The organism is Flavobacterium ajazii, from assembly GCF_010614725.1.
Lineage (GTDB): Bacteria > Bacteroidota > Bacteroidia > Flavobacteriales > Flavobacteriaceae > Flavobacterium > Flavobacterium ajazii.
Genome location: NZ_JAAEHL010000013.1, coordinates 82,793 through 105,845, shown reverse-complemented (window position 1 = coordinate 105,845; position 23,053 = coordinate 82,793). Strand labels below are relative to the sequence as shown.

The 23,053-nt window shown below is 34.3% G+C and carries 21 protein-coding genes and 1 pseudogene; 16 read left to right on the top strand and 6 right to left on the bottom strand.

Annotated features, from left to right (window positions below; genetic code table 11):
* The first annotated feature begins 2 nt into the window (after window positions 1-2).
* Together GWR14_RS20420 and GWR14_RS20415 are read left to right on the top strand one after the other, a co-directional pair.
* Complete coding sequence (locus tag GWR14_RS20420; protein ID WP_163410995.1) at window positions 3-854, top strand: sulfurtransferase; 852 nt, start codon at window positions 3-5, stop codon at window positions 852-854.
* Between the two features lie 21 nt (window positions 855-875).
* Window positions 876-2,108, top strand: a complete 1,233-nt coding sequence (locus GWR14_RS20415; protein ID WP_163410994.1) for an ATP-binding cassette domain-containing protein — start codon at window positions 876-878, stop codon at window positions 2,106-2,108.
* A 181-nt stretch (window positions 2,109-2,289) separates the two neighbouring features.
* On the opposite strand, the gene GWR14_RS20410 is transcribed toward GWR14_RS20415, so the two are convergent.
* Window positions 2,290-2,931: a protein-L-isoaspartate(D-aspartate) O-methyltransferase gene (locus GWR14_RS20410; protein WP_163410993.1), complete on the bottom strand. Its 642-nt coding sequence runs from the start codon at window positions 2,929-2,931 to the stop codon at window positions 2,290-2,292.
* Window positions 2,932-3,129: 198 nt separating this feature from the next.
* Between GWR14_RS20410 and GWR14_RS20405 the strand changes: the two genes are divergently transcribed.
* The 6 genes and pseudogenes from GWR14_RS20405 to GWR14_RS20380 all read left to right on the top strand — a co-directional run bounded on the left by GWR14_RS20405 (window position 3,130) and on the right by GWR14_RS20380 (window position 8,539).
* The gene (locus tag GWR14_RS20405; protein ID WP_163410992.1) at window positions 3,130-4,095 is read left to right on the top strand and encodes a Gfo/Idh/MocA family protein; all 966 of its coding nucleotides are present in this window, start codon (window positions 3,130-3,132) and stop codon (window positions 4,093-4,095) included.
* Between the two features lie 88 nt (window positions 4,096-4,183).
* A complete protein-coding gene (locus tag GWR14_RS20400) occupies window positions 4,184-5,077 on the top strand; it encodes a 3-hydroxyacyl-CoA dehydrogenase family protein (protein WP_163410991.1) in 894 nt (297 codons plus the stop codon).
* 11 nt (window positions 5,078-5,088) lie between these two features.
* Window positions 5,089-5,778, top strand: coding sequence for a YggS family pyridoxal phosphate-dependent enzyme (locus tag GWR14_RS20395; RefSeq protein ID WP_163410990.1), 690 nt, complete (start codon window positions 5,089-5,091; stop codon window positions 5,776-5,778).
* Window positions 5,779-5,874: 96 nt separating this feature from the next.
* Window positions 5,875-6,222: a four helix bundle protein gene (locus GWR14_RS20390; protein WP_163410989.1), complete on the top strand. Its 348-nt coding sequence runs from the start codon at window positions 5,875-5,877 to the stop codon at window positions 6,220-6,222.
* An 89-nt stretch (window positions 6,223-6,311) separates the two neighbouring features.
* On the top strand, window positions 6,312-7,673 hold the full coding sequence (locus GWR14_RS20385; protein ID WP_163410988.1) for an exonuclease domain-containing protein: 1,362 nt from the start codon (window positions 6,312-6,314) through the stop codon (window positions 7,671-7,673).
* A gap of 30 nt (window positions 7,674-7,703) precedes the next feature.
* Window positions 7,704-8,539, top strand: a pseudogene (locus tag GWR14_RS20380) (ion transporter).
* 1 nt (window position 8,540) lies between these two features.
* On the opposite strand, the gene GWR14_RS20375 reads toward GWR14_RS20380, so the two are convergent.
* Window positions 8,541-8,693: a hypothetical protein gene (locus tag GWR14_RS20375; RefSeq protein WP_163410987.1), complete on the bottom strand. Its 153-nt coding sequence runs from the start codon at window positions 8,691-8,693 to the stop codon at window positions 8,541-8,543.
* Between GWR14_RS20375 and miaA the strand changes: the two genes are divergently transcribed.
* Both miaA and GWR14_RS20365 read left to right on the top strand, forming a co-directional pair.
* Window positions 8,694-9,614, top strand: coding sequence for a tRNA (adenosine(37)-N6)-dimethylallyltransferase MiaA (gene miaA / locus GWR14_RS20370; protein ID WP_163410986.1), 921 nt, complete (start codon window positions 8,694-8,696; stop codon window positions 9,612-9,614).
* Between the two features lie 68 nt (window positions 9,615-9,682).
* Window positions 9,683-10,432, top strand: coding sequence for an acyl-[acyl-carrier-protein] thioesterase (locus GWR14_RS20365; protein WP_163410985.1), 750 nt, complete (start codon window positions 9,683-9,685; stop codon window positions 10,430-10,432).
* A gap of 111 nt (window positions 10,433-10,543) precedes the next feature.
* On the opposite strand, the gene GWR14_RS20360 is transcribed toward GWR14_RS20365, so the two are convergent.
* From GWR14_RS20360 to hutH, 3 genes are read right to left on the bottom strand one after another with little or no spacing between them, the layout of a single operon-like run.
* Window positions 10,544-11,875 carry an inorganic phosphate transporter gene (locus tag GWR14_RS20360; protein ID WP_163410984.1) on the bottom strand — a complete coding sequence of 444 codons (1,332 nt, stop codon included), beginning with the start codon at window positions 11,873-11,875 and terminating at the stop codon, window positions 10,544-10,546.
* A gap of 30 nt (window positions 11,876-11,905) precedes the next feature.
* Window positions 11,906-12,550, bottom strand: a complete 645-nt coding sequence (locus GWR14_RS20355; protein WP_068843093.1) for a DUF47 domain-containing protein — start codon at window positions 12,548-12,550, stop codon at window positions 11,906-11,908.
* Window positions 12,551-12,598: 48 nt separating this feature from the next.
* Complete coding sequence (gene hutH, locus GWR14_RS20350; RefSeq protein ID WP_163410983.1) at window positions 12,599-14,113, bottom strand: histidine ammonia-lyase; 1,515 nt, start codon at window positions 14,111-14,113, stop codon at window positions 12,599-12,601.
* 561 nt (window positions 14,114-14,674) lie between these two features.
* Between hutH and thrA the strand changes: the two genes are divergently transcribed.
* The 5 genes from thrA to GWR14_RS20325 all read left to right on the top strand — a co-directional run bounded on the left by thrA (window position 14,675) and on the right by GWR14_RS20325 (window position 22,039).
* Window positions 14,675-17,122, top strand: coding sequence for a bifunctional aspartate kinase/homoserine dehydrogenase I (gene thrA, locus GWR14_RS20345; RefSeq protein ID WP_163410982.1), 2,448 nt, complete (start codon window positions 14,675-14,677; stop codon window positions 17,120-17,122).
* A gap of 96 nt (window positions 17,123-17,218) precedes the next feature.
* The gene (locus GWR14_RS20340; protein WP_163410981.1) at window positions 17,219-18,142 is read left to right on the top strand and encodes a homoserine kinase; all 924 of its coding nucleotides are present in this window, start codon (window positions 17,219-17,221) and stop codon (window positions 18,140-18,142) included.
* Between the two features lie 329 nt (window positions 18,143-18,471).
* Window positions 18,472-19,761 carry a threonine synthase gene (gene thrC, locus GWR14_RS20335; protein WP_163410980.1) on the top strand — a complete coding sequence of 430 codons (1,290 nt, stop codon included), beginning with the start codon at window positions 18,472-18,474 and terminating at the stop codon, window positions 19,759-19,761.
* A 132-nt stretch (window positions 19,762-19,893) separates the two neighbouring features.
* Window positions 19,894-21,753, top strand: a complete 1,860-nt coding sequence (locus tag GWR14_RS20330; RefSeq protein WP_163410979.1) for an AAA family ATPase — start codon at window positions 19,894-19,896, stop codon at window positions 21,751-21,753.
* A gap of 67 nt (window positions 21,754-21,820) precedes the next feature.
* Window positions 21,821-22,039 (top strand): hypothetical protein, encoded by a 219-nt coding sequence (locus GWR14_RS20325; RefSeq protein WP_163410978.1) that lies wholly within the window; start codon window positions 21,821-21,823, stop codon window positions 22,037-22,039.
* 458 nt (window positions 22,040-22,497) lie between these two features.
* Here the strand turns inward: GWR14_RS20325 and GWR14_RS20320 are convergent, their stop codons facing one another.
* Entirely contained in the window at window positions 22,498-22,698 is a 201-nt protein-coding gene (locus tag GWR14_RS20320; protein WP_163410977.1) for a hypothetical protein, read from the bottom strand.
* A 144-nt stretch (window positions 22,699-22,842) separates the two neighbouring features.
* Here GWR14_RS20320 and GWR14_RS20315 point away from each other — a divergent pair, with 144 nt between their 5' ends.
* Window positions 22,843-23,049: a helix-turn-helix transcriptional regulator gene (locus GWR14_RS20315; RefSeq protein WP_163410976.1), complete on the top strand. Its 207-nt coding sequence runs from the start codon at window positions 22,843-22,845 to the stop codon at window positions 23,047-23,049.
* Window positions 23,050-23,053: the final 4 nt, after the last annotated feature.

Sequence of the window (23,053 nt, the reverse complement as noted above, 5' to 3'; positions counted from 1 at the left end):
AGATGCCGAAAAATTGGTCTCCCATAATAAATCCCGAAGAATTACTTCAGCTAAAAAACTCAACTGAAGTTATTTTAGTTGATGCCAGAGCCGGACTCAATATGGAGGAAAATTATAAAAACGAACATTTAAAAGATGCCCGATATGTTGATTTAAACCGGGATTTGGCTACAATTGGCTGTAACCCTGCAAACGGCGGAAGACATCCATTGCCTTCGTTAGAAAAATTTTCAGAAGTGCTTTCAAAACTTGGCATTACAACGCAAAGCCATGTGATTATTTATGATGACAAAAACGGTTCAAATGCCGCAGCCAGATTTTGGTGGATGCTAAAAGCAATTGGTCATGAAAAAGTGCAGGTCTTAAATGGTGGCTATCAGGCAGCAATTCATGTAGGTTTCCCTGTAAGTTCAGGTACAGAAAATTTTGACACAGCTGAAAAATATCCGGTTTCAGTTTGGAAACTTTCTTTAAGCAATATTAAAGAGGTCGATAAAGTCCGCAACAACCCTGAAAATATCGTCATTGACGTAAGAGATAAAAATCGTTTTAACGGTTTCACAGAACCACTTGATCTGATTGCAGGTCATATTCCGGGTGCAGTTAATGTTCCGTTTAGCGAAAATTTAGACGAAAATGGCTTTTATCTTTCCGCTGAAAAACTGGCGAAAAAATATACTCAAATTTTAGGAAATGTAAAACCCGAAAATGTAATAGTCCATTGCGGTTCAGGTGTTACTGCTTGCCACACTCTGTTAGCTATGGGTTATGCCGGAATTCCAATTCCACAGCTTTACATAGGCTCCTGGAGCGAATGGTCAAGAAACAATATGCCAATGGCAACTAAACAATAATATCCTTTCAAGAAATAAATAATGCATCAAAAACAACATTGGGACATTCTTTTAACCAATCAGGTCAATAAAAAAAAGTTCATAGACACCCTACTTTCCGGCGAAGCGAAAGAAGAATTAGCCGTTTTTAACAACCAAAAAGGAATTTTATTCTCTGATATTTCAATTGAAAAATTCATTGAAAGGGAATATCAATATGAATCTGTTGAAGCTTCTCCTGAATCCCACAGGCAATTGCGGACTTTTTCATCAGGCGAACGCAAAAAAGAGTTCTTAAAATACTGTATCAGCCAAAATCCTGATTTTATCATTTTCGATAATCCTTTCGATCATTTAGATCAGGCTTCCCGTCTGGCTTTGGCTCTATCTTTAGAAAAACTTACTGATACCATTTCTATTATTCAGCTTGTAAACCGTACGGTTGATTTAATGGATTTTGTACTGAATAAAGTCCAGATCAAAGACAATTCGTTTACTCTATATCCTATTTCAAAAACCGAAAACCATTTTAAAACCTTAAATACAGCTGCAATTCCAAAGGCTCATGAACCGGGTACTTTTCACGAAAGTGTATTAATAAAAATGGAGAATGTTTCGGTAAGTTATGAAGACCGAAAAATTCTGAACAACATTTCATGGACCATCAAACAAGGTGAATTCTGGCAGTTAATTGGTCCGAACGGATCCGGAAAAAGCACTATTTTATCTTTAATTACAGGCGATAACCCAAAAGGATATGGTCAGGATTTATTTTTATTTGGAAGAAAAAAAGGAAGCGGTGAAAGTGTTTGGGAAATAAAAAAGCAAATCGGAATTTATACCACTTCTATGATGGATTTGTTTCAGAAAGGACATACACTGGAACAAATGATTCTGTCCGGTTTCTTTGATTCTATCGGATTATATACGGAACCGACTACCTTACAAAAACAAATTGTTACGCAATGGCTGGAGGTAATTGAAATGAGCCACCTGAAAAAGAAACGTTTTATAGATCTTTCGATCGGACAGCAAAGAGTAGCACTTATTGTTCGTGCCGTTTTAAAACATCCGCCTTTATTAATTTTAGATGAACCTGTTGAGGGTCTGGATGACGAAAATGTCGATTTGGTGATTCAGTTAATTAACACTATCAGACAGGAAACCAATGTAGCTATTTTATACGTTTCGCACAGAATCGAATCAGGACTTGCTCCTACTTCTGTTTTTGAACTTATTCCTTCTGAGACGGGATCTATTGGGAGAATTAAATAAGTATATTTTATGCTACTTAGAAACGAGATGTCATCCTGAGCGGAGTCGAAGGCTTTTTGCCTCAACTAAGTTTATCCTGAGCGAAGCCGAATGGACTCAGCCTGACACCTGATTTCATATCTAACTAGTTAAGTCATAAAAAAGCCCCAAAATAAATTAAATATTTATGGGGCATTTTTTTTTAATTTTTATCTTCTAATAAAGGAACAAATCTAAATTCCCCAAACTCATGTTTTTCAAATTGTGTTTCGTTTTTACGAATTAGTAAAGTCATAATCTGTACATCTTCTCCAAGTGGAATCACCAGCCTTCCTCCTATTTTCAATTGTGCCATCAAAGGCTGTGGAATAAAAGGAGCACCTGCTGTAACAATAATACTGTCAAACGGAGCATAGTTTGGGAGACCTTTGTAACCATCACCAAACGAGAGATGTTTAGGTCTGATATTTAATTTAGGGAATAAATTAGAAGTTGTTTTAAACAGTTCTTTTTGTCTTTCAACGCTATACACTTTTGCCCCCAGCATGAATAAAACAGCAGTCTGATAGCCCGATCCTGTACCGATTTCAAGAATTTTGTCATCTTTTTTCACTTCCAGCAGCTGAGACTGAAAAGCAACCGTATAAGGCTGCGAAATAGTCTGACCCGCTCCTATAGGAAATGCCTTATCCTGATAAGCATAATCTTCAAAACTTGAATTTAAAAAAAGGTGTCTTGGGATTTTTTTTATCGCCTCTAAAACCGCCTTATCAGTAATCCCTTTTTGTTCTAAAGTGCTTACTAATTGATTGCGAAGTCCTTGATGTTTGGCAGTATCTTTCAAAATGGGTAGGTTTTATTTTCGCAAAAATAAGAAACAAAACAGGAAATCAAATATTGATTTTTAATTATTAAATTAATAAAGTTGAAAGTCAAAAAGGCGAAAGTCAAAAGGCACTACCAATAATTCACATTTCACAATTAGTTAAATTCTTTTTCACTTTCAACAAATAAATTCTATTTTTGTTTAAAATACATTCACATGTTAAAAGTAGGAGTTTTAGGTGCGGGTCACTTAGGTAAAATACATTTACGCTTATTACAACAATCTGACAAATACGAATTAGTTGGATTTTATGATGAAAATCAGGAAAATGCCGAAAGAATTTCAAAAGAATTTGGCTATAAAAACTTCAATACAATTGCAAAATTAATCCACGCCGTGGATGTAATCGACATTGTAACTCCAACACTTTCGCACTACAAATGTGCCAAAGTAGCCATCAAATCAGGAAAACATATTTTTATAGAAAAACCAATTGCCAACACCGTTGAAGAGGCTGAAGAGATTATTGCTTTGGCAAAAGAACACAATGTAAAAGGACAAGTTGGTCACGTAGAGCGCTTTAACCCTGCTTTTATTGCAACCAAAAACATGATCGAAAACCCGATGTTTATAGAAACGCATCGTTTGGCCGAATTTAATCCACGTGGCACGGATGTTCCGGTAGTTCTTGATTTAATGATTCATGATATTGATGCCATTTTAAGTGTGGTAAAATCAAATGTAAAAAACATCAATGCCAGTGGTGTTTCGGTAATCAGTGAAACTCCTGATATTGCCAATGCCCGAATTGAATTCGAAAATGGCTGTGTTGCCAATTTAACTGCCAGCCGAATTTCGATGAAAAACATGCGCAAAACACGTTTTTTTCAAAAAGACGCCTACATTTCGGTTGATTTTTTGGAAAAAAAATGTGAAGTTGTCCGTATGAAAGATGCTCCTGAAGTTCCGGGAGATTTTGATATGATTCTTCAAAATGCCGAGGGAGTAAAAAAACAAATTTACTTTACAAATCCGGACGTAGAGCAAAACAACGCTATTTTAGACGAATTAAATTCATTTGCAGATGCTATCAATAACGACACAACTCCGGTTGTAACACTTGAACAGGCTACAGATGCATTAAGAGTTGCCTATCAGATTATTGATTGTTTCGATAAATAATAAAAAAATAAACTTATTATCTTTAAGGTTTAAAGCAGGCTTCAAAGCTTCTTTAAACCTTAAATTTTAAAATTCAAATACCAGATAAATGAAAACTATAGCTGTAATTGGTGCCGGAACAATGGGTAACGGAATTGCACATACTTTTGCGCAAAGCGGTTTTATTGTAAAACTCATTGATGTTTCTGAAAAATCATTGGATAAAGGAATGGCGACTATTGCTGCAAATCTGGATCGAATGCTGTCTAAAGGAACAATCACTCAGGAAGAAGTTGCCAGAACGATTACCAATATTATTACCTATACAGATATTAAAGATGGTGTTGTCGGCGTTGATTTAGTAGTCGAAGCAGCAACTGAAAATGTAGAATTGAAACTGAATATTTTCAAACAATTAAATGAATACTGTTCACATAATACAATTTTAGCAACCAACACTTCTTCGATTTCAATCACACAAATTGGATCTGTTGTTGCACATCCTGAGCGTGTTATCGGAATGCATTTTATGAATCCGGTTCCGATTATGAAACTGGTTGAAATCATTCGAGGATACAATACCAGCGATGAAGTCACCAAAATAATCATGAATTTATCTGAAAAGTTAGGTAAAGTTCCGGTTGAAGTAAACGATTACCCTGGTTTTGTAGCAAACCGAATTTTAATGCCTATGCTAAACGAGGCAATTGAAACGTTATACAACAGAGTAGCCGGAGTTTATGAAATTGATACGGTAATGAAATTAGGAATGGGGCATCCAATGGGACCGCTTCAATTAGCTGATTTTATTGGCCTTGACGTTTGTCTTGCCATTTTGAATGTAATGTACGACGGATTTAAAAATCCGAAATACGCTCCTTGCCCATTATTAGTCAATATGGTTAGAGCCGGGAAATTAGGTGTAAAATCCGGAGAAGGTTTTTACGATTACAGCGAAAGTAAAAAGGCTGAGAAAATTTCTAAACAATTTCTTTCCGCATAAAAAAGTTAACAATGTCAATAGCATCAAACCTAAATACAATCAAAGCAACTTTACCTGAACATGTAACTCTGGTTGCCGTTTCAAAAACAAAACCTGTTTCAGATCTGATTCAGGCTTATGAAGCCGGTCAGCGTATTTTTGGCGAAAACAAAATTCAGGAAATGGCCGATAAATATGAGCAAATGCCAAAAGATATTCAATGGCATATGATTGGTCATGTTCAGTCAAATAAAGTGAAATTTATGGCACCGTTTGTAAGTTTGATTCATGGTGTTGACAGTTTAAAATTATTACAGGAAATCAACAAACAAGCGTTAAAAAACAATCGTGTTATTGATTGCCTGCTTCAGATATATATTGCCGAAGAAGAAACAAAATTTGGTCTTGATGAAAAAGAACTGACTCAGTTATTATCGTCTTCCGAATTTAAAGAGATGAAAAACATTCGTATCTTAGGATTGATGGGAATGGCAACTTTTACAGAAAACCATGATCAGATCAAAAAAGAATTTCTGCATTTAAAATCGATTTTTGATTCGCTTCAAAACAAAGATGCACAATGCAGGGATACACAACAATGTATTTCTACAGCAGCACATTTTTCGACTATTTCAATGGGAATGTCAGGCGATTATCAACTTGCTATTGAATGTGGAAGCACAATGGTCAGGATTGGGAGCAGCATTTTTGGAGGAAGATAATTTTTGAATATCAATGGCAATGTCAAAAATCAATGACAATATCAAAGGTCAATTGCAATGACAAAAATTAATTGCAATTTCAATTTTAAATTTTAAATGGAAAAAATATTCAATTTTGAAGATCGATTGGTTCGTTTTGCAGGAGAATGTATTTTCTTTACGAGACAATTAGAAAAGTTATTCGAAAATGAATATTATAAAAATCAGTTAATCAGATCATCCGGAAGTGCTTCTTTAAATTTTGGAGAAGCTCAGGGTACAGTAACTGATAAAGACTTTATTTTTAAAGTTTCATTAGTTGTAAAAGAATTAAAGGAATCCAGAAATTCTTTAAAAATATTAGATTATATAAAAGAAGGTGATAATGACAAAAGGAGTAAGCTTCTTTCAGAAGTAGAACAACTTATTGCAATTTCATCAAAAATGATAATAAATAAAAAGTAAATCAATGACAATAGCAATCACAATGACAATTTTCAAAATTTGAAATTGATATTGACATTGATTTTTGAAATTGATATTGACATTTGAAAATGTACGCAATACTAGACATAGAAACCACCGGAGGGCAATTCAACGAAGAAGGAATTACCGAAATCGCCATCTATAAATTTGATGGACATGAAGTCGTTGACCAATTCATAAGTCTTGTCAATCCTGAGATTCCGATTCAGCCTTTTGTGGCTAAATTAACCGGAATCAACAATGCTATGCTGGGTTCTGCTCCAAAATTCTATGAAGTAGCCAAACGAATCATCGAAATTACTTCTGATTGTATTATTGTAGCGCACAACGCCTCTTTTGATTATCGAATCCTGCGTACCGAATTCAGACGTTTAGGCTATAATTTCGAATCAAAAACACTTTGTACCGTTGAACTTGCCAAAAAATTAATTCCGGAACAGCCATCTTATAGTTTAGGAAAATTAGTCCGTTCTCTCGGAATACCAATAGCCGACAGACATCGTGCAAGCGGAGATGCTATCGCCACAACCAAACTGTTCAAAATATTACTGGAAAAAGACCTGGAAAAAACCATCGTCAAAGATTTTGTAAAATTCGAAATCGAAAAAGGGATTTCGCCAAAACTTCAGGATTTAGTAAACCAGATGCCTTCTAAAACCGGAGTTTATTACATTCATAACGAAGGAGGAACTTTAATTTACATCGGCAAAAGTCAAAATATCAGAAAAAGGGTAAATCAGCATTTTACCGGAATCACCACTAAAAGCAAAAAGATTCAGACAGAGGTTTTTACCATAACGTATGAAGAAACCGGAAGTGAATTAATTGCGCTATTAAAAGAAAGCGAAGAAATTAAAATAAACCGCCCAAGATATAACCGCTCTCAGCGTAAAACGATTTTTCAATATGCCTTATATGCAGAGAAAGATTCCAACGGTTATATAAATCTAAAACTCGAAAAAGCAGACGGACGCAAAAAAGAAATCACTTCGTTTGCTACTTTACAGGAAGGAAAAAATGCGCTTTTCAGGTTTACGGCAAAATATCATTTGTGCCAAAAACTGACCGGTTTATATCAGACGAAAAAAGAATGTTTTCAATACAAAATCAAGGAATGTGATGGTGCCTGTATTGGCGAAGTAACACCTGAAATTTACAATTTAAGGGTTCAGCAGTTTATTTCTGAAAACAGCTTCGAAAACAAAAGCATAATTTTGCTCGACAGAGGCCGAAACGTAAATGAAAGAAGCGCTATTTTAATCGAAAACGGCATCTACAAAGGCTACGCCTATTATGATTTAAACTATCAGATTACAAATATTGAGATTCTGAAAAAAATCCTGATTCCGATGCAGCACAACCGCGATGTAAAAAACATCATTCAGAACCACATCCGTAAAAGTAAATCGTTAAAAATACTTCATTTTTAGCAGAACAAAACTTTCATTATCTTTAAGGAAATGAAAAACAAAAAATCACAATACGAGATTTTCAGAGAAAAAGTCAAAATTGTTCTTTATGGTACCAATACCATTTTAGGGCGAATGTTCGATTTGGTCCTTTTAGGTTTGATTTTATTGAGCGTTCTATTAATAATGCTCGACACCGTTCAGGGTATTAGTTCAAAATATCACTATCAGTTATGGATATGTGAATGGTAATTACTCTATTTTTCACCATTGAATATCTTTTACGGATTATTTCTATTCAAAAACCGATAAAATACATTTTCAGCTTCTATGGAATTATCGATTTACTGGCTGTTTTACCCATGTATTTGTCGATATTCTTCCCCGGAGCAAGTATTTTATCCATCGTAAGAGCCCTGCGTTTCCTTCGATTATTCAAAATTCTGCATCTTCCTCAAATTTCACATCAGTCATTACAATTAAAAGAAGCAATTGACGCCAGTAAAGAGAAAATCCTGGTTTTCATCTATTTTGTTTTAATCAGCACGATCATTATCGGAACTATAATGTATCTGGTCGAAGGCGAAGCATCAGGATTTACAAGCATTCCAATGGCGATTTACTGGACAATTGTAACCTTAACAACCGTTGGCTACGGAGATATTTCACCAGAAACCCCTTTAGGTCAGTTCATAGCGGCACTGGTCATGATTTTGGGTTACGGAATCATAGCTGTTCCAACCGGAATCGTAACAGCCGAATTTGCTAAAAAAAGTCTCAAAAACAACACTGTCAGTACAAAAACCTCCTGTCAGGTATGTGGTTCACAACTTCATTTTGACAATGCAAAATACTGTCATGAATGCGGATCCGAATTACATCATTAATTTATGAAGCTATTCCGGCTGTACATTGCAACTCCTCCTTATCTTTGTTGTTTTTTAGAGTCATAAAAGCAGCTTCTAAAGTCGCTTCTTTTACGCCACAAAAACTAACAAATATAAGTCCGGGGTTTCCATTTCCATCCGGGCTAAAAAACATATGAAATACCTAATTACCATTGTCGGACCAACAGCCATAGGCAAAACAGCCTTAAGTATTACATTGGCAAAACATTTTAATTGTGAAATAATATCCTGCGACAGCCGTCAGTTTTTTAAAGAAATGACTATCGGTACAGCTGTTCCAAATCAGGAAGAACTACAGTCAGCAACGCATCATTTCATTCAAAATAAATCAATTTTCGAAAACTATACTGTTGGCGATTACGAAAAGGAAGCTCTTTTAAAACTCGAAAAATTGTTTCAAAAAAATGATTTCGCCATTTTAATTGGAGGCTCCGGATTGTATGTAGATGCTGTTCTAAAAGGTTTTGATGAATTTCCTGAAATCAATCCTGAAGTACGTTCAGAAGTTAGTTCAAATTACGAAAAACTCGGAATTGAGTATCTTCAGGAACAATTAAAAACTTTAGATCCTGATTACTTTCAGAAAATCACTTTAGAAAATCCACAGACCTTACAAAACCCACAAAGAATGATGCGTTTTGTTGAGGTTTGCATCGGGACTCAAAAACCATACTCATCTTTTTTGAATCAAAAGAAAAATAATCGAAACTTCACTCCCATCTTAATTGGTTTAGAAGCCGACAGAGAAGTAATTTATAACCGTATCAACCAGCGTGTTGATATTATGATGAACGAAGGTTTACTTGAAGAAGCAAAAGCACTATATCCTAATAAAGCGTTAAATGCGCTCCAAACAGTCGGTTATAGAGAATTATTCAGTTATTTTGACGGAGAATTCACGCTGCCATTTGCCATTGAGGAAATCAAAAAAAATACCAGACGATTTTCAAAAAGGCAATTAACGTGGTTCAAACGAAATGAACAGACCAAATGGTTTGATTATGCTAGAGACAGGAAAGAAATTATAAATTATATTGACGAAATTGTAAAATAAAATCTTTTTTCTTTACTCTATTTCGAAAAAATCTAAAATTCTAACAATCTAAGAAGTCTAAAATTAAAATGCCAATATCTCCAAACTTCACATCGATTCTAAGCAAAGACTGGGAAATCAATTTCACACAATGTACCCCAAACGGTTCTTTAAAATATACCGATTTGTGTAATATTTTACAATTGACTGCAGCGGCACATTCAGAAATTGGCGGTATCAGTTTTTATGATATGCAGGAGTTTCATCAGGCATGGGTCTTAAGCAGAATGAGAGTCGAAATTATCGCTTTACCAAAATGGGGAGATGCAGTGACGGTAACCACCTGGATTAACAGCCTTGAAAACTCACGCTCTGTACGTGCGCTGGAAATGCATGTCAACGGAAAAAAAATAGTGGGCTGCGAAACCTATTGGGCGGTTTTCAACACACAATTACGCCGTCCCGAAGCTTTGGCATTGCCTTATGAACATTTTGAATTATTTCCGGATAAAAGAGCTACAGAAGAAGGTTTTTCAAAAATCAATATCAATCACGAAAAAGAAGCTGTATTCGAGAAAACAGTTTATTTATCAGATCTGGATATTGTAAACCATGTTAATAACGTAAAATATCTCGAATGGTGCCTTGACCACGTCAACCCGAAGAAAATCCTGAAACAAGAAGTAAAAAGCTTTGAAATGAATTTTATGAAGGAACTTTCATTAAAAGACACTGTAATCATTCATGAAAGCGATATTGAAGATAACTCAGCTACTACTTTTAGCATCACCAAAGGAGAGAAAACCTGTTATGCATTACAGCTAAACTGGAAGAAATAATTCAGCATTCGCATTAAAACAAAAAGCTGGTTTCTTAATATTGAAACCAGCTTTTTTTATATTATCAAATGTAATTTACATCTCACATTTCACAAAAATCATTTTACTCATTTAGATAAAAACACTCAGTACAAAGTAAACCAATCCTGCTAAAATAGCCGAAATAGGAATCGTTAATACCCATGCCCAAATCAAACTGACAGTAACTCCCCATCTTACAGCAGATACACGTTTCGTTAATCCAACCCCGATGATCGATCCTGTAATGGTATGCGTTGTACTTACCGGGATCTTTAAATGTTCTGTAAAGTAAAGTGTCAAAGCACCTGCAGTTTCAGCAGCAACCCCTTCAAAAGAACTTACTTTAGTAATTTTAGAACCCATTGTTTTTACAATTTTCCATCCACCACTCAAAGTTCCAGCAGCAATTGCAGAATAACAAGCTAATGGAATCCAGCCCGGCATTACTCCTTTTATTCCTTTGTCATCATTTGGCAAAACAACATCTAACCATGAGTCCATGTGAACTCCCGGATTTGTATTGATATAAACGGCAACAGCAGCTGCAATAATACCCATTACTTTTTGCGAATCGTTTCCTCCGTGACCTAAACTGAATGCAGCTGAAGACAATAATTGCATTTTTTTCAAAGCCGCATCAGCCTGATGTAAATTCAAACTACTGAACAGCAAACAAAAAGCACTAACAGTAAGAATAATAAAAGCGACTAAAAACCATTTAATATTATGTGGATCAAAAGCTACACTCCAAAAATGTGATTCAAATCTTGGTTTTTCAATTTCTGCAAATGGTACCATTTGAACTTTTACAAACCAGATTGTAGCAATCATTAAACCTACGGTAAATATTTTAGGCCAGATACTTTTTCGTGAAGCATTCAATAACCAAATTGATATTAAATAAGAGGCTAATGCTCCCAACAATGGCGCTAATACAATAAAAGCAATGATGATAATAACTCCCGAAGGCATTCCTCCATCTTTTCCTGCTTTGTACCAGCTTACGATTTCGTACCAGTAGTGTGTCGTCCCATCTTCTCCAACATAACCCGAAAAACCGTGAACTGCAATGGCATGAGCAATAGCCGCTCCTGCAAAACCACCAATTAAAGTATGTGATGAACTGGAAGGAATTCCTAACCACCAGGTTAATAAGTTCCAACATATTGCTGCAATAACACCGGCTAAAATCACTACAAGATTAATCTCCATTGTATGTGCCGTTTTGGCAACAGTATCTGCAACTCCAAATCCGAAAACCCAATAAGCCAGAAAGTTAAAAAATGCTGCCCAGACTACAGCCTGAAAAGGTGTCAAAACCTTTGTTGCAACAACAGTCGCTATAGCATTTGCCGCATCATGAAAACCGTTGATGTAATCAAAAATTAAAGCTAATACTATAATAATTATAAGTAGCGTCATAAAATTATAACTTCAGAATGAAAAATTGAATTAAGAATGTTTTACAGAAATAGATTCCAGTATGTTCGCAACACTCTTACATTTGTCTGTTGCTGATTCTAAAACAGATAACACTTCTTTATACTTAATAATGTTTTTAGCATCTGTTTCGTTTTCAAAAATTTCAAAAACTGCTTTGTTATATACGTTATCAGATTTGTTTTCCAATTTATTAATTCTGGAACAGGCATCCTTAATAACTTTGAAATTCTTTAAATTTCTCAACTCTTTTACAGCACTGTCAATATTCTGACATGCTTCTAGGTTGATTTCCGTCATTTTTCTGATAGATTTGGTAATTTTATCTACCTGATATAATCTCATACGGCTTGATGCTCCATGAAGGTAATCTGCAACGTTGTCAATTGAAGTAATTAACGTATGAATATCTTCTCTGTCAAATGGAGTAATGAAGTTTCTGCTTAACTCCAGGTTGGTCTGACGAGTAATATCTTCGCCTTTTTGTTCTAATTCGTCAATTTTTTGAAAAAGGATTTCTCTTTCTTTTAATGGTAAATTTACAGCTTCGTGTAAGTTAGAAGCTAATTCAATTAAATTGCTTGAAGCTTCTTCAAAAAGTGGAAAGAATTTCTTGTCTTTCGGCACTAAAAATTGGAAAATACTGTTTATTGACATTTTTATATTTTTGATAGTGCAAAATTACTTCAATATTATTTTGTAATGTTAAGCCATTGTTAACAAATCATTTTCAATTTGAAAACTATTTAAGAACAAAACAGACTGTTCAATATCATAATGTAAAATCCTGTCTTCCTTTACCAAAGGCACAGCTTCCCTATAACTATTCAAAAACATTTCGATAAAATCACTTGATTTTAAAGGTGCTCTGTACGCAATTGCCTGTGAAGCATTCAGTAATTCAATAGCCAGAATACGCTCCAGGTTTTCCATGACCTTTAAAGCTTTTGTTGCCCCATTTGCTCCCATGCTCACATGATCTTCCTGTCCGTTGCTCGAAACAATACTATCAACACTTGAAGGTGTTGCTAACTGTTTGTTCTGACTTGCGATGCTTGCAGCTGTGTATTGCGGAATCATAAATCCTGAATTCAGTCCCGGATTGTCAACCAGAAATGCTGGAAGATTTCGTAATCCCGAAATCAGCTGATAAGTTCTTCTTTCAGAAATACTTCCTAATTCTGCCAAAGCAATTGCCATAAAATCCAACGCTAAAGCTAATGGTTGTCCGTGGAAATTTCCACCTGAAATAATCTGATCGGATTCTATAAATATATTTGGATTATCCGTAACCGAATTAATCTCTGTTTTAAATACCTTTCGAACATAATCAATTGCATCTTTTGAAGCGCCATGAACCTGAGGCATACAACGGAAAGAATATGGATCCTGAACATGTTTTTTCTGCTGTACAATAATTTCACTTCCTTCCAAAAATTCATTGATTCGCTGTGCCGTTACAATCTGACCTTTGTGAGGACGAATAAAATGAATCAATTCATTAAAAGGTTCTACTCTTCCATCAAAAGCTTCGAGTGAAATGGTCCCGATTAAATCAGCTAGATACGAATATTTATAAGCTTTTATCAAAATATGGGCCCCGTAAGCACTCATAAACTGTGTTCCGTTCAATAACGCTAAACCTTCTTTGGACTGCAAAACAATCGGCTCCCAGTTAAAACGTTTTAAAACTTCAGCAGAAGTCCTTCTTTTACCTTCAAAAAACACTTCTCCTTCTCCTAATAAAGGTAATGATAAATGTGCCAATGGTGCTAAATCTCCTGAAGCGCCAAGCGAACCCTGAGTGTATACAATAGGTAAAACATCATTATTATAAAAATCAATCAAACGGTTTAATGTATGCAGCTGAATTCCTGAATATCCGTAACTCAAAGACTGAATTTTTAGTAAAAGCATCATTTTTACAATTTCAGCCGGAACTTCTTCTCCTGTTCCGCAAGCATGTGATTTTACAAGGTTTTCCTGAAGCTGGGATAAATTTTCATTTGAGATTTTCACACTGTAAAGTGCCCCAAAACCTGTATTGATTCCATATATAGGTTCCGGATGAGAAGCCATTTTTTTATCAAGATAGTCACGGCATTTCTGAACATTTACTTTAGCCTCTTCTGATAATTCTAATGCTTTATCGTTTCCTAAAATCTCCTGTAACGTTTCTAAAGTTAATGTTTCAGTACTAATATAATGGATTTCTCTCATGATGCTTTCAAATTTAAAACGCCAAAATTCAACAAATCAGCATTAAAAAACAACATTTTATCACAATAATTGTATTTTCTATAAAAGTGATTCTAAACAATTATTCATTTCATAATGCTAAATACAGTGGCACAGTATTGATTTTAATCTATTTTACTCTTTGAAAAGCAAGTCTGTAATTCGGTAAATCTTTATCAAAAAACACTCAAAATATATCAAAACCTCAACTTAATATATTTAATTTTAACAAATACTCAATATTGATTTTTTATCATTTGAATTATTAAAATATTCGCAAAAAGAAAATTTATCTTTTTAACTTTTACAAAAAACTGTACTTTTGAAAAATCAAAAATGAAAAATAACAGCTTAAAATATCAATCTTCAATAACAACTCAGACAAGAGTTGCTTTAGCTGTTACCACAATTACTACTACAACAATTACTACCCCTTAGGGGTATACATTTTTACATATAATCCTGGTTATCTATACTTTTTTCATGAAAGAAGAAAGTCTTTGGATACATAAAAATATTTGCATAAAAGAAAAAACATCAAAAATGAAAGTATTAAAATTTGGCGGAACTTCTGTAGCCAATGCACAAAATATAAAACTCGTTCTCGAAATTGTTAGTCAAAAAGCAAAAAATGACAAATTAGTTGTAGTCGTTTCAGCATTAAGCAAAGTAACTGATTTGCTTCATCTGGCAGCAGCAAAAGCAGCCGAAAATGATGAAAGCTTTAGAGACATAGTTGCAGAAATCGAGAAAAAACACTTAGATACATTAAAAGAACTGATTCCTGTTAGCGAACAAAGCAGTTTGTTAAGCCACGTAAAAAGAATCATCAATCATTTAGAAACTTTACTGGACGGCTGTTTCCTTTTGGGCGAATTATCTCCAAGAACTGCCGATACTATTTTGAGTTTCGGTGAACTGCTTTCCTCTTATATTATTGCTCAGGCTTATCAGCAAATTAGCAAAGATGCTGTTTATAAAGACAGCCGCGACTTAATCAAAACCAATAATGATTTTAGTAAAGCGGTTGTAAATTTTGAAATTTCAAATGTCCTGATTCAGGAATATTTCGCAGAAAATCAGTCAAAAATTAATATTTTACCCGGCTTTATTGCCCAGACCCTTGACGGAATCACATCAACGTTAGGACGTGGAGGTTCTGACTATACTGCGGCTATCATTGCCGGAGCAATGAATGCTGAACAGCTTGAAATCTGGACAGATGTAAACGGAATGTTTACTGCCAACCCAAAAATTGTAAAACAGGCACAGCCAATTGCAAACATTTCGTATCAGGAAGCAATGGAATTGTCTCATTTTGGTGCGAAAGTGTTGTATCCGCCAACAATTCAGCCAGTTTTAAGAAAAAATATTCCGATTTTAATCAAAAACACTTTTGAACCGGAAGCAGAAGGAACTCTAATCACAAATCAGGCGCCTTCAAATGGTGCAGCTGTAAGAGGAATTAGCCATATTGACAACATTTCGTTATTGACATTGGAAGGTCCTGGAATGATTGGCGTTTCAGGTTCTTCAAAACGTTTGTTTGAAGTATTGTCACACGAAAAAATCAATGTTATTTTTATCACTCAGGCCTCTTCTGAACATTCTATCTGTATCGGAATTCTGAATTCGGATGCTGAAAATGCCGAAGAAGCCATCAACAAAGCATTTGAAGTTGAAATTTTACAAAATAAAATCGATCCTTGCATTGTTGAAAAAGACCTTTGCATTATTGCTTTGGTAGGTGAAAACATGAAAAACCACCAGGGTCTGAGCGGAAGAATGTTCAGTACTTTAGGAAAAAACAACGTAAACATCCGTGCGATTGCCCAAGGTGCTTCAGAAAGAAATATCTCAGCGGTAATCAACGAAAGAGATGTTAAAAAAGCACTGAATACCTTACACGAAAACTTCTTCGAAGAAAACACCAAACAGCTGAATTTATTTGTAATGGGTGTTGGAAATGTGGGTGAGAAATTTATCGAACAGATTCACAGTCAGAAAAAATTCTTAAAAGATGTTTTAAAAATCAATGTTCGTGTGATTGCTTTGTCTAACTCAAGAAAAATGATTTTTGACGAAGACGGAATTTCTCTTAAAGACTGGCAGTCTACTTTAGATAAAGGAGAAGCGGCTATTCCAACAGAATTCATCGCCCGTGCCAAAGAACTGAATTTAAGAAACAGCATTTTCGTAGATATCACAGCAAATGCAAGCGTTTCTGAAATGTATGAAAAATTTTTAAAAGAAAGTATTGCAGTTGTAACCTGCAACAAAATTGCCTGTTCATCTGCGTACGACAATTATAAAAAACTAAAAAGCTTATCTCGTCAATACAACGCTCCGTTTTTATTTGAAACGAATGTTGGTGCGGGATTACCAATTATCGATACCGTAAAAAATCTAATTGCATCCGGAGATAAAGTGCATAAAATTCAGGCGGTTTTATCCGGAAGTCTGAACTTTATTTTTAACAATTTTGATGAAAATAATTCTTTCCACGATGTAGTAAAAGAAGCCGGAGTTCAGGGATTCACAGAACCGGATCCGAAAATCGACTTAAGCGGAATCGACGTGGCTCGTAAAATCCTGATTTTAATTCGCGAAAGCGGTTATCAAATGGAAATCGAAGACATCGAGAATCTGTCTTTCTTACCGGACGAGTGCATGAAAACCACAAACAACGAAGATTTTTTCAAATCATTGATTACACATGCTTCGCATTTTGAGAATATTTTGAAAGAAGCCAACGAAAAAGAATCCCGCCTAAAATTTGTAGCGCAATTTGAAAACGGAAAAGCAAACGTAGGCCTTCAGTTCATTGCAAAAGACCACCCTTTCTATAATTTGGAAGGAAAAGACAATATCGTGCTTTTCTACACAGATCGTTACGTAGACCAGCCGTTATTGATCAAAGGAGCTGGTGCCGGTGCTGCCGTAACTGCTTCAGGAATTTTTGCGGATGTAATTCGTATAGGAAATATATAATTTTTTTGTTTCAAGTTTCATGTTTCAAGTTGCTAAACTTTGCGAACCTTGCGGTTAAACTTGAAACCTGAAACCTGAAACCTGAAACAACCAGAAATGAAAGAAATAAAACTATTTTGCCCGGCAACTATCGCCAACCTCTCATGCGGATTTGACGTATTGGGACTTTGCTTAGACAATGCGGGCGATGAAATGATTGTTCGAAAAGTCGATCAAAAAGGTGTTCGAATCACTAAAATTGTGGGGGCCGATTTGCCTCTTGAAACCGAGAAAAACGTTTCGGGTGTGGCGGCTTTGGCTATGTTGGCAACTTTGGACGAACTGGATTTTGGATTTGAAATCGAAATTTATAAAAATATCAAAGCCGGAAGCGGAATCGGAAGCAGCGCTGCAAGTTCTGCCGGAGCGGTTTTCGGAATCAATGAATTATTGGGAAGACCTTATTCCCGTAAAGATTTGGTTCAGTTTGCGATGCAGGGCGAAAAATTAGCCAGCGGAAATGCTCATGCTGATAACGTTGCTCCTGCCCTTTTAGGCGCTTTTACTTTGGTAAGAAGTTATTCGCCTTTAGATATTATCAGAATTGACAGCCCGGAAGAATTGTACGCAACGGTGGTTCATCCACAAATCGAGTTAAAAACCTCTGACGCACGTTCGGTTTTAAAACAAAATGTTTCCCTAAAAAGCGCCATCACGCAATGGGGTAACGTAGGCGGACTTGTAGCGGGGCTTTACACCAAAGATTACGATTTAATTGGAAGATCGCTTCATGACGAAATCGTTGAGCCAGTACGAAGCGTTTTAATTCCGGGATTTGATTTAATCAAACAAACTGCTTACGAAAACGGTGCTTTAGGCTCTGGAATTTCAGGTTCCGGTCCGTCTATTTTCGCTTTAAGCAAAGGAAAAGACACAGCAAACCAAATCGCAAAAGCCATGAGCGACGTTTACGAGAAAATGAATTTACCATATGAAATTCACGTTTCGAAAATTAATCCGGATGGTGTACGCATTTTGTAAAATGTGAGATGTGAATTGTGAAAAGTATTAAGTACGAAGAATTAAGTATTAAGACTTACACGAAACGTTTGTCAGGCTGAGCGGAGTCGAAGCCCACACAAAGTAAGACACATTTGGTTTGTCATTTCGACGAAGGAGAAATCACTGAGGGAGAGCAACGCCCTGTTGTCGAGTTTCTAGTGTGATTTCTCCTCCGTCGAAATGACAAAAGAACTTAAAAAAATTATAAATAAAATATTGGAATTTGGAATTTAAAAAATTGGAATTTGATTTCACAAAAAGTCTGTATTCTATTTTCTATTCTCTTTTTTCTAAGCAAAAACAACACAATGAAATACTACAGTTTAAACCATAATGCCCCAAAAGTTTCTTTTCAGGAAGCTGTGATACAAGGATTAGCGAGTGATAAAGGATTATATTTTCCGGAAAGTATTACACCGCTTGATCCTTCTTTTTTTGATAAAATCGAAAGTTTAAGCCACGAAGAAATTGCTTTTGAAGCGATAAAACAATTTGTTGGAGACGAAATCCCAGCAGAGAAACTAAAAGAAATCATTGCTGAGACCTTAGTTTTTGATTTTCCGGTGGTGAAAGTCGAAAACGGAATCTATTCGTTAGAATTATTCCACGGACCGACAATGGCATTTAAAGACGTTGGAGCACGATTTATGTCTCGTTGTCTGGGTTATTTCAACAAAGACAAAAAAGATTCTAAAAACACCGTTTTAGTAGCCACTTCCGGAGATACAGGCGGCGCGGTTGCAAGCGGATTTTTAGGCGTTGACGGCGTTGATGTTGTCATTTTATATCCGTCTGGAAAAGTGAGCGATATTCAGGAAAAACAATTGACTACTTTAGGACAAAACATAAAAGCACTGGAAGTTGACGGTGTTTTTGACGATTGTCAGGATATGGTAAAAAAAGCGTTTTTAGATGAAACTTTAGCGCATAAAAACCTGACTTCGGCGAATTCTATTAATATTGCGCGCTGGCTGCCTCAAATGTTTTATTTCTTCTTTGCTTACAAAGCTTTGAAAAACCAGAACAAACCATTGGTTTTCTCTTGCCCAAGCGGAAACTTCGGAAATATCTGTGCCGGAATTATGGCAAAAAAATTAGGTTTGCCAATTGAGCATTTTGTAGCATCTACAAACGTAAACGACACCGTACCAAGATTCTTAGAAAACGGAAAATACGACCCAAAACCTTCTAAAGCAACAATTTCTAACGCCATGGACGTTGGAAACCCAAGCAACTTTATTAGAATTCAGGAATTATACAACAATGACTTAAAAGCATTCGAAAAAGACTTTTCTTCTTATAGCTATACTGATGAAGAAACCTTAGTTGCTCTAAAAAATATTTATAACACAGACGGTTACATTGCAGAACCGCACGGTGCTGTTGGTTATTTAGGTTTGAAAAAAGAATTGGAGAAATACCCTAACGCAATTGGTATTTTCTTAGAAACCGCTCATCCTATTAAATTCTTAGATGTTGTTGAACCTGCTTTAGGAATTACACTTCCTATTCCTGCTCAGATTGAGAGTGTTATTAATGAGGAGAAAGTTAGTGTTAAGATTTCTAGTTATGAGGAGTTGAAGAGTTTCTTGGGGTAATATTTATTCTTTATAAAATTAAAAGAGCCAGAAATTATGTTTACATATATTTCTGGCTTTTTATATTGATTAACTTTTATAAGAAAAATTTGTTATGTTTGATAGAAGCATAAAATCTAACCGAATTATCCAATGAAAAAAGTCTACATTAAATTAAATGAAAAATATAAATCTTTTGATGAAGGTTTTGAAACTGAATTAGAAGGAGATTTAATAATATTATCTGGAATTAATGGTTCAGGAAAATCACAATTTTTAAATATCTTATATGGTAAAGAAATTAATATCTCTTTTCTAGGTATACCTCCTAAAGATATATTAAGTGATATTAAAATTGATGGCGCAAATATTACAAGTTTAAATATAGAATATATCACACATAAAAATAATCTTATTGTAGCTGAAGTTGTGAAAGCTTCATCTACAACAATTAATAGTTCAATTGACCAAGCATACAATTACTATAAAAATTATAATAGAGCTCGGGAGGATAAAAGTTATAGAGGTTCTTGGGAACAACTAAAAAAAGTACTTGGAGATCTATATGTCCCAGATTCAATAAATATATCTGAAGATATTTTTAGAAATAAATTAAGAGATCGTAAGTTTATATGGAAACAAGATGATGTGTTTAGTGACATTATTGGAGAGTTGTTTTACAATCATGCTAGTGATATTGCAAAAGGTCAACAAAATGCAGGAAAAATAGATGGCCCAGCTTTTAATCCTTTAACTTTAGGAAAAGCTCCTTGGGCAGAACTAAATGAATTATTTGAAAAATTAAAATTAGAATATCGATTTAAGGATAATTTCGAAATTAATCATGGCGAACTTACAGAAACTCCTTTGCTTTTTCAAATCGATGATGAAGGCAAAATCATAAAAGAGGAATATAGAGAGTTGAAAAATTTATCTGATGGTGAAAAAACGATTATTTCATTATGTTTTAATTCTTTAAAAAGAATTGATAACGAAGACAAGAAAATACTGCTACTTGATGAGTTTGATGCTGTTTTAAATCCTTCTTTGATAGAAAGTTTTTTTATTGTTATAAAAAAATACTACCTCGAGAAAGGCATCATTGTTATTTTAACAACTCATTCGCCAGCCACAATAGCTCTTGCACCAGAAAATACTTCTTATTATGAAGTTTACAAGAAAAATATTTATCCAAATAGAATTCTACAAATTAATAAAGAGGAATATTCTGAATTAAAAAAAGTCAATAAACAATTCTATGATAAGATTGACGATCAAGCAGGACGGATTAAAGAATTAGAAGCTCATGTAGAATCAGAGAAAGATATATTAGTAATTACTGAGGGAAAAACTGATTGGAAATATATTCTAAAAGCTTTAGAATATTTTCATTCAAAAGAAGAATTTTTAGAGATTAAGAGTAATTATTTTTATCGCTATGGTACAGAAAATGATGTAAAGGAAAAAATTTGCAATACTACTGAAATAAATGAACTTAGTGATACAAAACTTAGAGCTTATCTCGAATCTTTGAGTAAAACAAGAAATATTGACGTAAATAATTTTAAAATAAGAATTGGAATATTTGATTCAGACAATAACAGCATAACTGTTATAAACGAAAAAGAGAAAAATATTTTTTCTTTCAAAATTGAACCTAATAACATTTCTACAGAATTTTTATTTTCTGAAGACGAAATAAAAACAAAAATCGGAGGTTACAGATTATTTATTGGTGATGAATTTCACAAAGACAGTAAAATTCATCTTACGGATTCATCATTAAATCTGGGCGGAGATAATCAAAATATTAATAAAGCAGGAAAAAAAACCATCATAGAATCTAATGTATACAATAGAGAGTCCGCTAATCTTGCTCTCCCTAAAGAAAAATTTGCACAATCGATATTTAACAAGGAAATACAAATTTCAGACAAAAGTTGGGAAAATTTTAGACATATATTTGAAAATATTTCTAGATGTTTACCTATCATTAAAGAAAATGAGGGCTAAAAAAAACAGCTGGCGCGAACATTCCGCTCGTGAACACAAAGAAATTCAATAATTAAAACAAATACAAATGGCAATTTGGCAATATCTTCTAATTGTAGTTCCCGTAAATTCTATTGATAGCAACTATCAATGTATTTTTAAAAATAACAAAACCAAATATTTACCTCAAACAAAAACATTCTGGAAAGACTTTAGTGGTGATATCTTTTCAATTGTTTCTGAAATGAATCAAATTATACCAAAAGCTAATTGGAGTGACGATACCCCTGATAGCGCGGATTTGTAATCCGTGCCCGCAACAGTGAGACACAAAACAAATCACTAAATAAAAATTACACAAATTAATGTTTTACAAAGAGAAATAGCCAATCTTTGTGGGCACGGATTACAAATCCGCGCGATCGAGAGTGGCATAAATGGTCCGAACAAAAACGATACTTTAATACTTTTAGAAAATTACACTTACGAAAGTCAAAGTTGGGGAAAAGGAAAATATACTTTAAATAATTCAGGAAAAGGAACCACGATTAATATTCATTACGATTATGAATTTGGAAAAGGTGGCTATCAAATGAGCATTCAAAGAGATTTTTATATAAAACCCAAATTAGTCTTTGATTTTGATCAAGATTACTATTTCGAAAAAATAAAATAAACATCCCCCCGATAACGCGAGCGTCCCGCTCGTGAACGCAAAGAAATTTAAAAACTTTTAGCCACAAACTCAATCAATCATTTTAAAAGTTATTTCTGATTTCTCCTACTCGCTTGATATCTAAAACTTTTTTCCTTAAACTCAGAAATTTCATCTTTTAATTTCTTGTTGGCATTATGTAATAATTCATTCTGCAATTTCATTATAGATAATAAATCATTCATAGCGTTTAGATTTTCTAATTGCAGCATAACTATCTGTTCAAGATTGGCTTTCGTATAGGCTTTCATAAATCATATATTGAATTTCAATACAAATTTATATTAAATTATAATATTTTACAATATATTTTTATATCATAATTTAACACATTGAAAATAAACTATCAACTGATAATAGTTTTCTATATCAAATAGCATTATAAAAAATTATTAATGGCTAATATTCAAATAAATAGAATCAAAGAAGTCCTAAAAGAACAAGGAAGAACACAAACGTGGTTAGCTGAAAAAATTGACAAAAGTTACGTAGTGGTAACAAATTATTGCAACAACAATTCTCAACCAAGTATCGAAATCCTACGAAAAATTGCTAAGGTCTTAGATGTGGATGTTAGAGAGTTACTGATTCCAACTAAATAAAGAA

Excerpts from the sequence above, each read along its gene's own strand:
- GWR14_RS20385 (WP_163410988.1), top strand. The coding sequence starts at position 6,312 with ATGTACGCAATACTAGACATAGAAACCACCGGAGGGCAATTCAACGAA.
- GWR14_RS20355 (WP_068843093.1), bottom strand. The coding sequence starts at position 12,550 with ATGTCAATAAACAGTATTTTCCAATTTTTAGTGCCGAAAGACAAGAAA.
- hutH (WP_163410983.1), bottom strand. The coding sequence starts at position 14,113 with ATGAGAGAAATCCATTATATTAGTACTGAAACATTAACTTTAGAAACG.
- miaA (WP_163410986.1), top strand. The coding sequence starts at position 8,694 with ATGAAATACCTAATTACCATTGTCGGACCAACAGCCATAGGCAAAACA.
- GWR14_RS20405 (WP_163410992.1), top strand. The coding sequence starts at position 3,130 with ATGTTAAAAGTAGGAGTTTTAGGTGCGGGTCACTTAGGTAAAATACAT.
- GWR14_RS20400 (WP_163410991.1), top strand. The coding sequence starts at position 4,184 with ATGAAAACTATAGCTGTAATTGGTGCCGGAACAATGGGTAACGGAATT.
- GWR14_RS20360 (WP_163410984.1), bottom strand. The coding sequence starts at position 11,875 with ATGACGCTACTTATAATTATTATAGTATTAGCTTTAATTTTTGATTAC.
- thrA (WP_163410982.1), top strand. The coding sequence starts at position 14,675 with ATGAAAGTATTAAAATTTGGCGGAACTTCTGTAGCCAATGCACAAAAT.
- GWR14_RS20320 (WP_163410977.1), bottom strand. The coding sequence starts at position 22,698 with ATGAAAGCCTATACGAAAGCCAATCTTGAACAGATAGTTATGCTGCAA.
- thrC (WP_163410980.1), top strand. The coding sequence starts at position 18,472 with ATGAAATACTACAGTTTAAACCATAATGCCCCAAAAGTTTCTTTTCAG.
- GWR14_RS20365 (WP_163410985.1), top strand. The coding sequence starts at position 9,683 with ATGCCAATATCTCCAAACTTCACATCGATTCTAAGCAAAGACTGGGAA.
- GWR14_RS20415 (WP_163410994.1), top strand. The coding sequence starts at position 876 with ATGCATCAAAAACAACATTGGGACATTCTTTTAACCAATCAGGTCAAT.
- GWR14_RS20375 (WP_163410987.1), bottom strand. The coding sequence starts at position 8,693 with ATGTTTTTTAGCCCGGATGGAAATGGAAACCCCGGACTTATATTTGTT.
- GWR14_RS20330 (WP_163410979.1), top strand. The coding sequence starts at position 19,894 with ATGAAAAAAGTCTACATTAAATTAAATGAAAAATATAAATCTTTTGAT.
- GWR14_RS20325 (WP_163410978.1), top strand. The coding sequence starts at position 21,821 with ATGGCAATTTGGCAATATCTTCTAATTGTAGTTCCCGTAAATTCTATT.
- GWR14_RS20395 (WP_163410990.1), top strand. The coding sequence starts at position 5,089 with ATGTCAATAGCATCAAACCTAAATACAATCAAAGCAACTTTACCTGAA.
- GWR14_RS20420 (WP_163410995.1), top strand. The coding sequence starts at position 3 with ATGCCGAAAAATTGGTCTCCCATAATAAATCCCGAAGAATTACTTCAG.
- GWR14_RS20390 (WP_163410989.1), top strand. The coding sequence starts at position 5,875 with ATGGAAAAAATATTCAATTTTGAAGATCGATTGGTTCGTTTTGCAGGA.
- GWR14_RS20315 (WP_163410976.1), top strand. The coding sequence starts at position 22,843 with ATGGCTAATATTCAAATAAATAGAATCAAAGAAGTCCTAAAAGAACAA.
- GWR14_RS20340 (WP_163410981.1), top strand. The coding sequence starts at position 17,219 with ATGAAAGAAATAAAACTATTTTGCCCGGCAACTATCGCCAACCTCTCA.